This window comes from Paenibacillus sp. FSL H7-0735 (genome assembly GCF_038008505.1).
Classification (GTDB): Bacteria; Bacillota; Bacilli; order Paenibacillales; family Paenibacillaceae; genus Paenibacillus_AQ; species Paenibacillus_AQ odorifer.
In genome coordinates this window covers 655,452-670,933 of record NZ_JBBOZH010000002.1, presented here as the reverse complement: position 1 = coordinate 670,933, position 15,482 = coordinate 655,452, and the positions used below count along the sequence as shown (strand labels likewise).

Sequence of the window (15,482 nt, the reverse complement as noted above, 5' to 3'; positions counted from 1 at the left end):
AATCTTATTCTCACAAATATCAAAATTCTAAGAGGAGCATTTTATGATTAGAGTTGAGGATGTAAGAAGAAGTTTTAAAATTGCTAAACGTTCTAAAGGTCTGGCTGGAGCTTTTAAAAACGTCTTTTATCCAAATTACGAGATTAAAAAAGCAGTTAATGGCATTTCATTTACTATTGAAGATGGTGAAACAGTTGGTTTTATTGGCCCGAATGGAGCAGGTAAATCAACGACGGTTAAGATGCTATCTGGAATACTTCACCCTGATTCTGGGGAAATAAATATAGACGGTTATATCCCTTATATTGATAGGAAAAAGTTTGTTAGCCAAATAGGGGTCGTTTTCGGTCAGAAGAGTCAGCTTTGGAGAGACCTTTCAATTATGGACACGTTTGATTTGTTGAAGCATATCTATAAGATTCCGGATAACGAGTATAAACGGAATATGGACATGTTTAACGATATTATGGAGCTATATAAATTCGAAAAGCAATCGGTGCGCCAATTAAGTTTGGGACAACGTATGCGCGCTGACATTGTTGCCGCTTTTTTGCATAATCCCTCAGTTGTGTTTTTGGATGAGCCCACTATTGGTCTTGATGTAGTAGTAAAAGAGAAAATACGTGAATTTATCGCTACTATTAACAAAGAACGGAACACTACTTTACTATTTACAACGCACGATATGCAAGACATTGAAAAAACATGTAGAAGAATCATCGTTATCGATGAGGGAAAGCTCATTTATGATGGTAGCCTTCATGATATGAGACAAAAATATGGGAAGGAAAGAAAGCTCGTTATCGAATTTTCTGATAAGTATGACGAGGATATTGCCTACAATGGCGTAAGAATTATAAATGATACTGAAAATCCTAATAAACAATCTTTTGTATTTACGAAAGAAATAAATGTTTCAGAGCTGATCTCTGACATTTCTTCCAAACATTCAATTATGGACTTAACAATTGAAGAACCCGAAATAGAAGGAATTATTCGAGAAATCTATGGGAGGGGGTAATTGGAATGAAACCTTACATAGAAATTTTGAAAAAGAGCTTTTCTAACAATATGTCATTTAGAGCGAATTATTATTTTGGAATATTAAATACATTGATTATGATATTTGTAAATGTTTCCATATGGGATGCTTTATATGGCGGAAATGTGGAGGTTAACGGAATTTCTTTTACCATGGTTATAACAAATTCGGTGATTGGTTTATCTATATCCAATGCACTTAATGTAGACGATTTTATGATCGCAAATAAAGTGCACAGTGGTGAAATTACAACGGATCTACTAAAGCCTCTAAATGTGAATATGCAGTCGATGTTTCAAACCTTAGGAAATAATATATTTCGAATAATTTGTTTCTTTATCCCCACTTTACTGATTTGCTTGTTGTTCTTTCGCATTTCTCCTCCTGCATCAGGCTTAATACTCATCCATGTTGTGTTAACCGTGTTCTTCGGATTCTTAATTCTTTACAACATAAGTTATATCGTTTCGGTATTGTCCTTTTGGTTTGTTAACATTTGGAGCATTGCTACAATTAAAAATGTTTTTTTAGGTGTGTTGACAGGAACGATGCTTCCATTATGGTTTATGCCTGATTGGATCAATCAAATAATAAGGTTTACTCCGTTTGATGTCATTTATTTTGCGCCAGTCAAAATATATTTAGGGCAATTGACGATAGAAGAAATTTTATTTGTTTACGGTAAACAGCTTGTTTGGATTATATTATTGTTTATTTTTGGTCAAATCCTATGGACAAGAGGGATTAAAAAGCTTGTCGTGGCAGGAGGCTGAACCTTTGGATACCATAAAATTATATTTAAAATACATTAAGTATATCTCTAAATCGTGGTTTCAATATAGAGTAGATGCAGTGTTGCGCTCCTTTGCTGTGTTTATGCGCGAGGCTACAGGGATATTTGTTATTTATTTAACCCTACAGTCTTTCACAAATATCAACGGATGGACTTTGTACGAATTGCTCTTTTTATTTTCCGTTTTATTTGTTACCTACGGGTTGTTAATTTTATTTTGTACAGGATTACGTGATTTTGGCAATTTGGTGCTTTCAGGTGATCTTGACCGTTTTTTGTTACGTCCGCGAGGAGTTTTAATGCAAGTAATGGCATCTAATGCCGATATGTTCGCTGCAATAGGTCATGGCATTTTGGGGATTTCACTATTTCTTGTTTGTGCTGATCATGTAGGGATTAGCTGGACATTTAATAATATTTCATACTATTTAATAACAATAGCGAGTGGCGTCGTAATCCAAGCATCGATCTTTTTATTGCTAGCTTGTTCTAGCTTTTGGTTTTTAAAAATAGATGAGTTCATGAACATGCTATATTATAATTCAAGAAAATTTGCAGGCTATCCAATTAGCATTTACCCAAAATTCATTCAAAAAATTCTAATGTTCATAGTACCTTTTGCATTTGTTAATTATTTTCCTTCTCAATATTTTTTAAGAAAACCTGATTTAAATCAGTATTGGACCGGATACGTTTATATTACACCAATTATCGCGCTTATTATGCTTGTGAGCATGTTGTTTTTTTGGAGATTTAGTTTAAAAAGATACTCAAGTGCAGGAAATTAGCAGGTTTGTTGTCATCTTTTGGAAATGGGATTGCGGGAGCAAAACCGTTTCCGGCAGGTCGGAACCCGCCCGCAGGCGGCGTTCCCCTTCGGAGAGCCAACCGGACACTTTGCCGCAAAGCGGAAAGCGTCAGAGTAGGTTATATACTTCTTTGAAGTATATGACTGCCCTGCCCCCAGCTTTGCATTGTGTATTGACATTCCGCGAAAACCCACCAACACAAAAACGGCGTTAGCCGTTACGAACATATTCTTTATCTGCCATTGCATACATTCCCTTTCCCCCTGGCCGCTGACATCTAATCAGCATACCAGGGATATGGTCTAGGATTTTTTAGCTGTACTTCTTCTCCTGCGGGAGTTCGCCCTGACCGATGTTACCTCGGTACTCGAGACAATGGATGTCGCCTCTGTCACGGCGGCTGCATTGAGGCAACGCTTAGCTCTGCCTGAAGCAGTCATTAGAGTGGCGGAAGTTGTGACTACGGTCGACCATGCATCACAGTACGATCTACTTCTACAGGAGGTGGGATAAATGTCATCCGGTAGTTTAATAGAGGCACGAATCGAGATCGCATGCGGGGAGCTTCGCATGCCGGGTTGCTTTAGCAATATCCCAATTTGCTGCGCGATGCGTTAGAGCAGAAGTCGATCACCTTCACTTCTTGGCTTCTTGCCTCGACCATGAAGTGCTGAAAAAACAGAAACAAAGGCAAGATTATCTGCTTCGTCCAGCAAAGTTCCCTAGACCGAAAACACTGCAGGGATTCGACTTTACGCAAATCACGAAATTGCCAAAGATGAAGATTGAGCAACTCGCTTAGGGCGCGTTCATACCAAGGCATGAGAGCATCTTATGCCTTGGTAGACCCGGAACTGGGATGAGTCATATTGCAACTGCAATTGGGATGGGGCAATGCTCGAAGGACATCGCGTCCGGTTCATACCGGTCATGCAATTTATTCAGGAACTGCAATTAGCGGAGTCCGAGTACCGCTTACCCCGATATCTTAAGAGCTGGAATAAATACGATCTCGTCATTCTAGATGAGCTTGGTAACGTTCCTCTTGGCGAAGGCGGAAAGCTCTTATTTCAATTCATCTCCCAGCGTTACGAAAAAGGCAGTCTGATCATCACCTCCAATTTGGAGTTTTCTAGGTAGGTGGATGTATTTGGAGATCCTGCGCTCACCACAGCATTACTTGATCGACTTACCCACCACTCTCATATCCTTCTGTTTGACGGCGACTCCTACCGTCTCCGGCAGATCATGGAAGTTCAAGGAAAGGAGATTATGTATGGTATGCACAAGGCTAAGCAATTACGTGAAGGCATCGCAGAGATGGAAGCAGTGAACACCTTCGGGAGGAAATTCAGCAACTAACAAAGGTACGCGATGTTCTGAAAGTCGGCAATCTAGCTCTTTACCATGAGCTCACTCGTATTGATATTTAACATGCTCCTCAACGCTTGAGTTTCACTCCAACACCGGCACCTTTGGGTGCCCATTTTTTCCGTCGGGGTGGTCAACTTTTTGATTGACAATTACACAAACTTACGTATGGTGGTGTGGGAGGTCGTCTACTCAACTAATGGGAAGCCTCCTACTCGATTGGATGGTTCGGATTTTTTTATTGGAACCATATCATAAATTCATATTGAGAATAAACACATACATTTCCATAAATTTAAAGCAATATATTTACAAGTAATCAAATTAGTGGTATTATTAGTTTGTGCAATCGTTTGCTTTGAAATTGTTCCTTAGTAATTTTTAAAATAGATCAAACTTTACAAACATCAGTATCTATTAGATTGATTTCAAACTAGTATATGCAATTAAATAGAATAGAATAGAGGGATCAGTTTGAGAGAATATCCATCTAAACCAGTATTTCGTAATAAAAGAGCGATATTTCTTGATAGAGATGGGACTATCAACAAAGATACACATTATCCTCATAAAATAGATGATTTAATATTATTACCGAGTGCAGCAGAGGGAATGGAGTTATTTTCATCAATGCCATTAGATATTATAGTTGTTTCTAATCAGGGGGGGATTGCGCTTGGATTTTACACCACTGAACAAATGTCTAATTTTAATAATGAATTAAGAAGACGAATAAATGAAAAGAATGGACGCATTGATGCTTTTTATTATTGTCCACATTTCGAAAGTAAGAATATACCAAAAAATATTGATATGTGTACATGCTCAAAACCTTTAACTGGAATGTTACTTGAAGCAGTAAAAGATTTTAGTATAGATTTGAATAGCAGTTATATGGTAGGGGATCGTTTGACAGATATAGTAGCGGGAAATAGTGCAGGATGTAAGACTATACTTATTAAAACAGGTCAATTTTTTAATAAATGGTATCGAACTATAGAGAAACCTAATTTTATAGCTGAAAATTTATTAGAAGCGGCAAATATTATTAGAAATGATTTGGGTGTAACTACATAAATAGGTAGATCTTATTTTTATAAAAAGAGGTGTAAGTTATGAATAATCTTGAAAATTTATACTCGCAATCTTCAAATGTAATGCAATTCAGTAAGGGATACTTTTCATATTTAAAACATTTGTTTGACACGGTAGATATCCATGCAATTAGTTTATTTATTAATGAATTAGAACGTGCACATAAAAATGACCAAACCATTTTTATAATAGGGAATGGAGGATCAGCATCTACTGCTTCTCATTTGGCAAATGATCTCGGTATTGGTATTTATAGGAAATCTAAAATCAACAAACCACTCAGAGTGATTTCACTTACAGATAATATATCTGTTATAACTGCTATCTCAAATGATGAAAGTTTTGAGAGCGTTTTCTTAAAGCAGTTAATTCTTTACTTTAAAAAAGGGGATGTACTAATAGCTATTTCAGCTAGTGGAAACTCAAGAAATATTATTGACGCTGTGGAATGGGGGAAGAAAAATAATGGGGTGGTTATTGGTCTAACTGGATTTGATGGGGGGAGATTGAGAGAATTGAGTGATATTTCAATTAATATAGATTCCCCTAAGAATGATTATGGACCTGTAGAGGATTTACATTTAATTATTGGTCATTTGGTATCGGTGTGGTTGCAATATAGTATGACGGCATTCGAAGAAAAAACTGTTAAAGACTTAGTTGAAGAGCAGTTATAAAAAATATAACAGCGAGAAAGGAATGCGTATTATGCAAAAATCATTGGATGAATTGTTCGAGCAAAGATTACAGCAGAATTCAGGGTTACTCTATGAAAAATTCATTTCACTCTATGGAAAATGCGATGAACACTATGAGCAATTGGTAGGTGTAATAAAAGAAGCCTATGGCAATAGAAAAGATGATTTAAAAGTGTGTGATAGGAATAGAGGGCAAAATCTTGATTGGTATATGGACGAAAGAATGATAGGGATTTCCATATATGTTGATTTGTTTGCAGATAATCTTATTGGTGTGAAGGATAAAATAAGTTATTTTAAAGAGCTTGGTATTACATACATACATTTTATGCCTATATTAAAAACGAGAGGTGAAAAAGATGATGGTGGCTTTGCAGTGTCAAGTTACAAAGAAATTAATCGCAAACTTGGAACGATGGATCAGTTTGAAAAACTGGTAGATGCATTAAGGGAAGAAGGTATTGTCACTTGTATTGATTTTGTATTAAATCACACTGCTAAGGAACATGATTGGGCTGTTAAAGCTGTAAATGGAGAAGAAAAATATCAAAATATGTATTACATGTATGATTCAGATGATATTCCTAAGGAATTCGAAAAAAGTCTTCCACTAATCTTCCCAGAAGTTTCACAGCAAAATTTTATTTATTCAAATGAAATTGATAAGTGGATATTTTCGATTTTTTATGACTATCAGTGGGATTTAAATTACAAGAATCCAATATTATTCAATCATATTGTTGAAAGCATGTTGTTTTTGTTAAACAGGGGAGTAGATATACTTCGATTAGATGCTTTGCCTCATATTTGGAAGGAAATGGGCACGGATTGTTTTAATTTACCTCAGGTCCATGATATTTTGACCATGTTAAATATCATAGTTAATATGGTAGCACCTGGCTCGTTGTTTAAAGGTGAAGCTATAGGTAGTACAGAGATCATTATGGATTTTTTTGGTGAGCAGTTTAAGGGTTGTAGTTTAATGTACAATTTCCCTCTTAGTGTGAGTTTATGGAATGCACTTGTTTCTGAAGATGTCAGAGAAATGAAAATTTCACTTAGTAAATTGAATGATTTTCAAAATAAAAGATGTTTTATAAATTACATAAGATCTCATGATGATATTGCTTGGGACCTTGATAAAGATATTATGAAATCGCTCGGAATTGATTATGATTCTCATACAGAATATATAAAAGAATATTACATAGGGAATATTCCGGAAAGTTTTTCGAAAGGAGAATCTAAAAAATTTGACAAAAATGCGAAAGAAGGGAGGAAAACATCAGGAACTGTAGCGTCATTATGTGGCTTAGAAAGAGCAGTAGAGGAACATAACAAATTTCAAATAGATTTAGCTATTAAGAAAATTTTACTATTGCATAGTTTTATTCTTTCATATGAGGGAATCCCCATGATCTATGGTGGGGATGAGATCGGAATGTTTAATGATTTATCTTATAAGTATGACTCGAATAAAGCGGATGACAGTAGATGGCTTCATCGAGTACATTTTGATTGGACAAAAGCGGAAAGAAGAAAACAGGTTGAAGCAGTTGAGGGACAAATATTTCAAGGTTTGAAATTTATGATTGAACTGAGAAAAAAGTATAAAATATTTAGTTCTGAGCAAAAATCCACTTTTTTTGATACAGGAAATAATAGTGTAATTGGATTTTATAAAAAAAACAATTCAGAAAATTTACTAGTGTTATGTAACTTTTCAGGTAGAAGTCAAGACGTTCAAAATAGCGAATTGAATGACATTGGTCTTGTCGGTAGTGTATGCAATATATTAAATAATCAGACGGTAAATTTAGATAGTCGGAAAATAACTCTTCAATCTTATGAGGTAATTTGGTTGATCGATTTTCAGAGCAGATAATTCACTTAAAGAGTTGAAATAAACTGCGTTATTAAGTAAACGATGAAAATAGGATAAAAGCGTAGTGGAATATTAATTTATATTAGGGGAATCTAATGGTTACTATAAAAGATTTTAGTGCAACGATGGACTTGCCATACTATATGCCTTGTTTGTATCCGCCTATTCATGAACAATTAAAAATATTACATATTCCTAGCAAGTTAAGTTTGCTAATGAACTTAAGGTTGTCGGCTCTTCCTTGTGTTTACGTGAGTAATCATGATAGAAGTCAAGTTAATAAGACTGTGCTATGGGCATCAGATGTATTGGGTTATTATGATGAATACAGTTACCTAGGTGTTAAAGTGAATATCCAAGAGAGTTCATCTTTCGAATCTGGGTTAGAGCTGATAAATGAAACTCTTAATCAAGGTAACGTCTTTATAGCCTCAGGAACAACTTATTATCTTCCTTACTCAACAGATTATCTAAGTGAAAGTTATAAGGAGTCTTTGAATCACCCGATTTTGGGTGCAAGAAATCATTTTTTAGGGGTATATGGGTTAGAAAATGATTATGTATATATTTATGATCCTAAGCCGTGGAAATTTATGGATAAAATTAAGATAGAAGATTTTGGGCGTTTTTGGAAAGGTGATAGTTATGTTGAACATTTGGATAAAGATCTAACTCAATCTTTACTTGTTATGGGACAAGCGTCTATTGATAAATTGCGAGAACCAATGAATGAATCGGAAATCAATGAGCTGTTTTTAAAATTATTAAAAACCTTATCTGTAGAGTTTTTACAAGGTGAAGTTATTGATAATTCGTATTATTTTGGAAAGTCGTTTTACAAAAAAATTTTTGAAAGAATACAAAATGCAATGGAAACCGGAATGGATAAAAAAACCTTTGAATTGTTTTATTACAGGTTTCTATTCGAAATGAAATTTGGGAAATATTTCTTCAAAGATCTTTTATTAGAACATTCTGAAATTTTGGAATCTATCGATTTGAATATTATTGATTATTTATTGGAAACTATTAGGATGCTTGAATTGTCATTAAATACCTTACTAATTAAAATGACAAGAAAAAATGCTAATCTCTCCGTTTCCTTAAACGAGTTTGCTTTAAAACTCTCCGAGATAGAGTCAAGGGATAATAAATTATTCAATGAAATAAATACTAAATTATCACAAGTCACAGTTCTAAAAAAGAAACAACAAAGTAATAATACCTAAATAAGGGTAAGTTTTAATGGTCTAGCAAGGGGACTTGAATGATTGTTATTAACACCCTTATTAATTCATTAATAATAAAAAGGGGTTTTTATTTAATGGTTATTTCCTTGAATGTACCTCATAAACTTAACGATAATATTGATATTTTGTTGGATAGAATTCCGTATCTATCAGAAATAGTAGTAGGAGTGTCCTATAACAAAACAGATAAGGTTGTTAACTTAACTGTTAATGAGTCTGATCAAAATGCAGCTCTAATTGTTGAACTAAAACAATATTACGAAGATCTTTGTAAGAGTCTTGAAAATACTCGTGTTATTAAAGAGCGCATTGTAAAAAGTAATCTAGACGTAAATAATAACCTATTAATTAAAAATGAAAATGAGGATAATATATCTCCTTCGCCATACATGTTCGAGACAGATATTAAAATAATCGAACAATTGGATAAGGAGTTTTTAGAAATAGCCCGAAAGCATGGTACAGAATTAAGAGAATATTCATCTATCTTGAGTAAAAGCAATATTCTTCGAAATCAATATCATATCCATTTTCCACAGAATATATATGGTGTTGCTTCAGTGGCACATAATTTCAAATCTATAAATAGGTTTCGTGAGAAGGCTATTGCTGAGTCTTATGATGATTCGCTTTTATTTCAAGGTGATATACTACAGCCTTGTATATGCTATCACTGCTATGAAGAATTGCAAGGGAAAGTTCTTTCAGATGGAATAACGCTTACTGCAAAAGGTAAATGTTTTCGTCATGAAATTGAATGGAGAAAGGATAACTTCAGGCGAAGTGAGTTTACGATGCGAGAAATTGTATTTATAGGAAGAGAGGAATGGGTGCGAGAAACTCGAAACAGGATAATGGAAGACGTATGGAATTTATTTGAGTCAGTTGGCCTAAAGGGAGAAATTACAACAGCAAAAGATCCATTTTTCTTTAGTCAGGATCTAAAAACAAAAGGAACCTATCAAATGATGAGCAATGCTAAATATGAATTGATAGTTTCAACATTAAGTGGGAAAAAAGTTTCTATTGCTTCCTTCAATTATTGCCAAGATATGCTTTGTTCTAAATATGAGATAAATGATCATAATGAGGTCGCATTGCATTCTGGTTGTGTTGCATTTGGAATTGATAGATGGAAAGAAGCGTTTAAAGATATTCATGGATGTGATTTTAAAAAATTGGCTGAGTTAAATGTTAGAAAGGGGATATCACTTTGATGATACAAAAAGTATCCTCTTTGGAGAATTCAATTATTAAGAAGCTTAATGAACTGTTAAATAGAGAAATTCAAGATACTGTTGATGCTGATTTAAGGAATCAAGGTTTAGACTCCATAAAGACAATAGAGTTAATTGTTAACCTCGAAGTTGAATTTGATATAGAATTTGATGATAAAGATTTAGTTATTGATAATTTCTTATCAATTAGTAAAATTTGTTCTTTACTCACGGGAAAATATGGTGTTCAACAATGTTAATCATTAATTTTTTATATAAAAAAAGAAATTGATACTTAATTTACACCGAAATATTAGTGGTTATAAAAAAATATTAAGAGGGATGTGGGCAAAATTATGAGGAAAGAGTATCGATTTTTACTAAATGCAATGTTAGTAAACAAGACAGATAGTGAGATTGATATGATTAATGACTTTTTATCTGAAGATTTAGATTGGTTTGAAATTGCAGGTCAATTGTTTAATCATCGATTGGGAGGTTATTTTTACCATAATTTATCATATGAGCAACAAAGGAAAATTCCGAAAGAACTGAATGGGGCATTAAGATTGTTGGTTGTTGCTCAAAAGTATGAAATGGAAAGAACTATTGATGATATTAGACCACTTTTAATTTCTCTTGAGGAATCAAACGTTAGATACGCAGGGTTAAAAGGATTGATGTACAATGCTGATTTTTACGAACTAGGATCTCGTCGTTCTAACGATATAGATCTATTGGTTTATGAAGAAGATATTTCTAAGGTAGACAATATATTAAGACAATTTGGATACACTCAAGGATACATTACAAACAATGAACTTAGAGAGGCTACAAAGAAAGAAAAACTAATTCAACGTATGAACTATCACGATTTGATAAAATATGTAAAGAAAACTGAGTGGGGAAAAGTTGCGATTGATATTAATTTCCTATTTGATACTAAAAATAATGTTATAGATGAAGAAATATTTAATCATGGTACGGTTATATATAATGGTAGTTATTATTCTGTAAGAGGGTTGCCACTGTATACTAATCTTGCTCATTTATGTGTGCATTTCTTCAGAGAAGCGACAAATACTATATGGACAAAATATAACAGAGATGTTGCTTTATATAAAGTTGTAGATATTATGAATTGCATAAGGTTTCATAGAGAAGAATTGGTTGCAGATGATTGGATTGATATAATTACAAAATTAAACCTTCAAGATAAGTGCTATTATACTTTTTATATTCTAAATCAATTTTATGATGATCCTATTGTTAATTACATTGAGAGTGCATTAAGACCTGAAGATATATCATTTTTAGATGATATAACGGTTGAAGGTGAGAATAGAGTTATTAAAAGGACGGAAAGTTTTTTGGAAAGTGCTTTTAACCATATTCGTCAAAGGGGCTAAATATGAGAGTTGTACATTATCCTTTGCAGAGTAATATAGACGTCAATGAGTTGAAAAAACTTGTTAGCTTCATTTCTGAAAAAGTACAAAATTATGAAGTAAAAGATTCCAAACTGATTTTATATGTGGATGATGATGCAAATGAAGAAAGTATATTATGTAATGCAAAATTATTAATTAGAGAATATCTTAGTTTTAATGGGACAGAAGAAATAATATATCAGAAGGAAATTAAAAAAAAATATATTAGTATTTCAAATGTATTAAATTCACATTTAATACATGAATTTGGTTTTGGTTTGCTTGGATTAAGTGAAAAAGCTGTATTTTTGTTTAGATATTTTGATAATAGGTTTAAACGGATTGCTCTTTCCATTAATGCAGTGGAGAAATTATATCCAGTATTGTTACCTTTAGACGGGTATGAAAAAACAGGTTACTTAAAGACCTCTCCTCAATATTCAATGTTTTGTTGTTCTTTTTATGAGGATGTCAATGAACTTCTTTATTTATCCTCATCTGATAATAATTATAAGTTAAAGCAACCTCGTGAAGTGTTATCACCGGCAGCTTGTTTTCATACTTATTTGGAATTAATGAATTCTGACTTGCAAGCGCCAAGTGTGTATACATTTAATCAGAATGTATTTCGAAATGAAGGTAGGTTTAATTGGGGGGGATTTGGTAGACTTAAAGATTACCATGTGAGAGAGATAGTCTGTATCGGATCGGATGATTTTGTAGTTGAGATGAGAACAAAAATACTTAATGAAACCATAAGTATTTTAGAGGATTTAGAATTATCTAGTAGCATTTCAATAGCTTCTGATCCTTTTATACTTCCGAAAATGCAAAAATATAAGAAATTACAACATCAAGAATCTAGTAAATTAGAGTTGCGTCTAAATTATTCAAAAGATGAGCAGTTATCTTGTACATCTTTTAATTTACATGGTACGAGTTTCTCACATCCCTTCAATATTGAAGTCAAAGGATGCGGTGAAACTGTTACTGGTTGTGTAGGATACGGAATAGAAAGATGGGTACTTGCTTTTATGTGTCAATATGGCCTTGAAGTAAACAACTGGCCTCAAAAAATTAGGGGGGAATTTGATAATGAAAAATATAGTTGATGTAGTATTAATGTGCCATGAGGAATTATTAAAGAAAGCGAATATAGATATGCAACCTAGCTTAGATAATCAAATTGGATCGGAGACTGGTATTGATTCTCTTGGGATAGTGGAATTTGTTATGTTGCTTGAAGAAGAACTAGATATTGAACTCGATGACAAATTAAGAGAGATTAGAAAGTGTAAGACGTTTAGAGAAGTAGTAAGCACAATAGAAAAAATATAATTAATTTAAGGTTTGGGTGATTATTGTTTATGGTGTTAGATTTCTTCAATACAGACAAAGAATATTATAGCGGATTTGAATCATTTTGTTATCAAAACTGTCTTAGATTAGTATTGGAAGCGAATAATATACCAAATGCACTATTATATATTAATTCTTCATTAGGCTTAATTATTGATATTAAGCCTAATGAAGGTGAGTTTGTTTTTAGTCAACCTAAGAATGCAAGGAATCTTTTACCTGTATTCTCTGATAATGTGAAAAGATACTATTGCAATACAGATGATGATGTTATAGAAATTTTTGCACAAAATATTAAGCGGATTGAGGAACAATTTTCACCTATTATTGTTGGAGTTGATGTTTTTTATTTACCTTATACACCATATTATCAAAAAAATCATGCCAAACATACACTTGTTCTATGTGGTTATTCAGAAGTAAATGATTTAGTTTATATTGTGGACTGGTACGAACCGTGGTTTTTTAAAGGGACCATTCCTCTTCAAGATTTTTTTCTTGCTAGAAATTCTGATTGTCCAAATGATGGAAGTATTTATAGTGGATCGCAAATTCTAAATAATTGGGCTGAAATAGATATAACTCAGTGGTGCAAAACATCGGTAGAAGATTTGTTGATTATGACTTTCAAATTAACCTTAGACCAATATTTTTGTGCTGAGGGAAAGGATACTGGATTAAATGCATTAAATAACCTTGTAGATAATATTGAAGCTGTTAGCTATAGTCTATGCGAGTCAGTATTAAAAGTTTTCAAGGATTTACATGGGAAAATGTATATTGCCTTAAAGCGACATAAACTTTTTAGACAATATATTGAAATTGCACAAAGTTATATAAGTAATGATAGTCTTTCAGAATTAATATTGTTGCTAGATAACATTATCGATAGATGGGATACGATATTGGCTCTATTTTTAAAGGCAAGTTTTGTTAATTCGAATAAAACAAGAAATAAAATAATAATTAATATGAAAACAGTAATTGGAGAGGAAACTCAACTTGGGAATAAAATATTAAAACTTTATAATGAATTTGTTATTACTCAACTTTCGCAGCTCAAATCTCCAAATAAACCCTTGATATAGCTGGGTAAACTAGAGATCCACCCCTGTAGTTGACAAAAAAATGCTGTTTTGTTCTTCTTGGTTTTGGCCTTTGACATTTCGAGAAACAAACTCATGAGCTGCTGAAGTGCAGTCTGGAAATCCAGATCTCGGACTTCATCAGCAAATAGAAAAAAGAGTCCTCCCAGTGTCCGATCATCACTCGGTTGACGCCGTTCGTATTCCATCGCCAAATAACGACTGAACACAAACGTGGTATGGCTAATCAATTGGTCAAAAGAGCGTCCTTGAAATTCCGTTCCTAATTTCCAATAGCTTTTGGTGACTTTGAAAAAGGTTTCAATACTCCAGCGCATGCCGTAGATTCGTACGATTTCAGCAGCATCCAGTTTGACGTCTGTACTCAAAATCGCTAGCCATTCGCGTTTTTTATTCCGGTTGCGGACAAAAATAAGCTTTACGGGCGAACCTCAGGCAGTGTGTACGATGGCGGAGCCTTTGATATCTTTGTCCTGCGATGGGGAAAGGCTTTGAAAGACTTCGCGCAGTGTCATTCGCCTTCCTTGAACCAGATGGTGCTGCTTTATCTCTTTCACCATGCCAATCACGGGAAGACCTTTTTCGCTAAGCTGTCGAAGGAGTGGAGCTTGCGTAAACCAGCTACCCATAAGTACGTAGTCAGCGGTGAATCCTGCACGCAAAGCCCGTTCCAGCAAGGTAACGACCGCGTCCGGCTTCCGAGAAAAGGCCTCCATTCGACGTTTGTATCCATTGCTACGTTTAGAAGATTCGAAGCCATTTCGCACAGCCGATTGGCCAGCTTGGCTGAAGAAAGCATGACAAAGTCAAGCGGAGCAAAACTAAAACCGTCCGACCAGCCCAGAGTAAGGCATGGTGTAACCTTTAGTGAATTTGCCCGTGAAATGGTCAAAGACTCGTGCCAGTAACTCTGCTTTTTGCTCCGGTTTCTGCTCAAAACGGAACCGTCAATGATGAACACTCGTACACGAGTAGAGGAAATAAGCGATTCGAAATCCTGTACGATGCGAAGACTTAGAGTCTGCAAAAAGCGCCGCCAAGCAAAAGAAGGTTGATTCAAGAATCGATAGATGACATTTTTGCCGGGAAGATCCGCTCCACGGTCACATTCCAGCAGTCGAAACCAGTTCTTTACTTCGAAGATCAAAGAGAAAACGATTTGAAAAACCGCTAGGCTCGAAAGACCAAAGGATTTAGAAATACCCGCGTGCCGTAAGGCTTTTCCGATGCGGAGAGTAGCGAATATTTTGGAAAAGCAAGACTGTTCAGACAGGGAATGTTGTTGTAACATAGGATTACGCACCTTTCTTGTTCGCATGGTTGATTCGACTCTTCCATGATACCAAACAAGTGAGGTGTTTTTTGTCAATACGAGTAAATGTTTCGAATTCTTCTTACGCCCTCAACGGGTTAAGTCGATTTTCCAG

15 protein-coding genes and 2 pseudogenes are annotated in these 15,482 nt (G+C 34.3%); 16 read left to right on the top strand and 1 reads right to left on the bottom strand.

Going from position 1 to position 15,482, the window contains the following annotated elements:
- Positions 1-43 precede the first annotated feature (43 nt).
- The 16 genes and pseudogenes from NSS82_RS30470 to NSS82_RS30400 all read left to right on the top strand — a co-directional run bounded on the left by NSS82_RS30470 (position 44) and on the right by NSS82_RS30400 (position 14,037).
- Positions 44-1,021: an ABC transporter ATP-binding protein gene (locus NSS82_RS30470; RefSeq protein WP_076272268.1), complete on the top strand. Its 978-nt coding sequence runs from the start codon at positions 44-46 to the stop codon at positions 1,019-1,021.
- A 5-nt stretch (positions 1,022-1,026) separates the two neighbouring features.
- Positions 1,027-1,815, top strand: a complete 789-nt coding sequence (locus tag NSS82_RS30465; protein ID WP_076272269.1) for an ABC transporter permease — start codon at positions 1,027-1,029, stop codon at positions 1,813-1,815.
- 4 nt (positions 1,816-1,819) lie between these two features.
- A complete protein-coding gene (locus NSS82_RS30460) occupies positions 1,820-2,623 on the top strand; it encodes an ABC transporter permease (RefSeq protein WP_143761238.1) in 804 nt (267 codons plus the stop codon).
- Between the two features lie 396 nt (positions 2,624-3,019).
- A complete protein-coding gene (locus NSS82_RS30455; RefSeq protein ID WP_178944181.1) occupies positions 3,020-3,157 on the top strand; it encodes a hypothetical protein in 138 nt (45 codons plus the stop codon).
- A gap of 76 nt (positions 3,158-3,233) precedes the next feature.
- The gene (locus NSS82_RS32765) at positions 3,234-3,446 is read left to right on the top strand and encodes an ATP-binding protein (RefSeq protein WP_370511301.1); all 213 of its coding nucleotides are present in this window, start codon (positions 3,234-3,236) and stop codon (positions 3,444-3,446) included.
- Between the two features lie 92 nt (positions 3,447-3,538).
- Positions 3,539-4,006: pseudogene (locus tag NSS82_RS30450) on the top strand (ATP-binding protein).
- 483 nt (positions 4,007-4,489) lie between these two features.
- Positions 4,490-5,092 carry a D-glycero-alpha-D-manno-heptose-1,7-bisphosphate 7-phosphatase gene (locus NSS82_RS30445; protein WP_076272274.1) on the top strand — a complete coding sequence of 201 codons (603 nt, stop codon included), beginning with the start codon at positions 4,490-4,492 and terminating at the stop codon, positions 5,090-5,092.
- Positions 5,093-5,130: 38 nt separating this feature from the next.
- On the top strand, positions 5,131-5,787 hold the full coding sequence (locus NSS82_RS30440; RefSeq protein ID WP_076272275.1) for a D-sedoheptulose-7-phosphate isomerase: 657 nt from the start codon (positions 5,131-5,133) through the stop codon (positions 5,785-5,787).
- On the top strand, positions 5,771-7,693 hold the full coding sequence (locus NSS82_RS30435) for an alpha-amylase family glycosyl hydrolase (RefSeq protein ID WP_081386561.1): 1,923 nt from the start codon (positions 5,771-5,773) through the stop codon (positions 7,691-7,693). Before NSS82_RS30440 ends, NSS82_RS30435 begins: the two co-directional genes overlap by 17 nt.
- Before the next feature lie 95 nt (positions 7,694-7,788).
- Positions 7,789-8,922: a hypothetical protein gene (locus tag NSS82_RS30430; protein ID WP_076272276.1), complete on the top strand. Its 1,134-nt coding sequence runs from the start codon at positions 7,789-7,791 to the stop codon at positions 8,920-8,922.
- A gap of 38 nt (positions 8,923-8,960) precedes the next feature.
- Positions 8,961-10,160, top strand: a complete 1,200-nt coding sequence (locus tag NSS82_RS30425) for a hypothetical protein (protein ID WP_076272277.1) — start codon at positions 8,961-8,963, stop codon at positions 10,158-10,160.
- A complete protein-coding gene (locus tag NSS82_RS30420) occupies positions 10,160-10,420 on the top strand; it encodes a phosphopantetheine-binding protein (RefSeq protein WP_081386562.1) in 261 nt (86 codons plus the stop codon). Before NSS82_RS30425 ends, NSS82_RS30420 begins: the two co-directional genes overlap by 1 nt.
- 96 nt (positions 10,421-10,516) lie before the next feature.
- Entirely contained in the window at positions 10,517-11,569 is a 1,053-nt protein-coding gene (locus tag NSS82_RS30415) for a nucleotidyltransferase family protein (RefSeq protein ID WP_076272278.1), read from the top strand.
- 2 nt (positions 11,570-11,571) lie between these two features.
- The gene (locus NSS82_RS30410; protein WP_076272279.1) at positions 11,572-12,702 is read left to right on the top strand and encodes a hypothetical protein; all 1,131 of its coding nucleotides are present in this window, start codon (positions 11,572-11,574) and stop codon (positions 12,700-12,702) included.
- Positions 12,686-12,928, top strand: a complete 243-nt coding sequence (locus NSS82_RS30405) for a phosphopantetheine-binding protein (protein ID WP_076272280.1) — start codon at positions 12,686-12,688, stop codon at positions 12,926-12,928. Before NSS82_RS30410 ends, NSS82_RS30405 begins: the two co-directional genes overlap by 17 nt.
- Positions 12,929-12,957: 29 nt before the next feature.
- Positions 12,958-14,037: a BtrH N-terminal domain-containing protein gene (locus tag NSS82_RS30400; RefSeq protein ID WP_076272281.1), complete on the top strand. Its 1,080-nt coding sequence runs from the start codon at positions 12,958-12,960 to the stop codon at positions 14,035-14,037.
- Here the strand turns inward: NSS82_RS30400 and NSS82_RS30395 are convergent.
- Positions 13,995-15,346: pseudogene (locus NSS82_RS30395) on the bottom strand (IS4 family transposase). The gene NSS82_RS30400 and the pseudogene NSS82_RS30395 sit on opposite strands and share 43 nt — an antisense overlap.
- Positions 15,347-15,482: the final 136 nt, after the last annotated feature.

Excerpts from the sequence above, each read along its gene's own strand:
- NSS82_RS30470 (WP_076272268.1), top strand. The coding sequence starts at position 44 with ATGATTAGAGTTGAGGATGTAAGAAGAAGTTTTAAAATTGCTAAACGT.
- NSS82_RS30465 (WP_076272269.1), top strand. The coding sequence starts at position 1,027 with ATGAAACCTTACATAGAAATTTTGAAAAAGAGCTTTTCTAACAATATG.
- NSS82_RS30455 (WP_178944181.1), top strand. The coding sequence starts at position 3,020 with ATGGATGTCGCCTCTGTCACGGCGGCTGCATTGAGGCAACGCTTAGCT.
- NSS82_RS30440 (WP_076272275.1), top strand. The coding sequence starts at position 5,131 with ATGAATAATCTTGAAAATTTATACTCGCAATCTTCAAATGTAATGCAA.
- NSS82_RS30430 (WP_076272276.1), top strand. The coding sequence starts at position 7,789 with ATGGTTACTATAAAAGATTTTAGTGCAACGATGGACTTGCCATACTAT.
- NSS82_RS30425 (WP_076272277.1), top strand. The coding sequence starts at position 8,961 with ATGATTGTTATTAACACCCTTATTAATTCATTAATAATAAAAAGGGGT.
- NSS82_RS30420 (WP_081386562.1), top strand. The coding sequence starts at position 10,160 with ATGATACAAAAAGTATCCTCTTTGGAGAATTCAATTATTAAGAAGCTT.
- NSS82_RS30415 (WP_076272278.1), top strand. The coding sequence starts at position 10,517 with ATGAGGAAAGAGTATCGATTTTTACTAAATGCAATGTTAGTAAACAAG.
- NSS82_RS30410 (WP_076272279.1), top strand. The coding sequence starts at position 11,572 with ATGAGAGTTGTACATTATCCTTTGCAGAGTAATATAGACGTCAATGAG.
- NSS82_RS30405 (WP_076272280.1), top strand. The coding sequence starts at position 12,686 with ATGAAAAATATAGTTGATGTAGTATTAATGTGCCATGAGGAATTATTA.
- NSS82_RS30400 (WP_076272281.1), top strand. The coding sequence starts at position 12,958 with ATGGTGTTAGATTTCTTCAATACAGACAAAGAATATTATAGCGGATTT.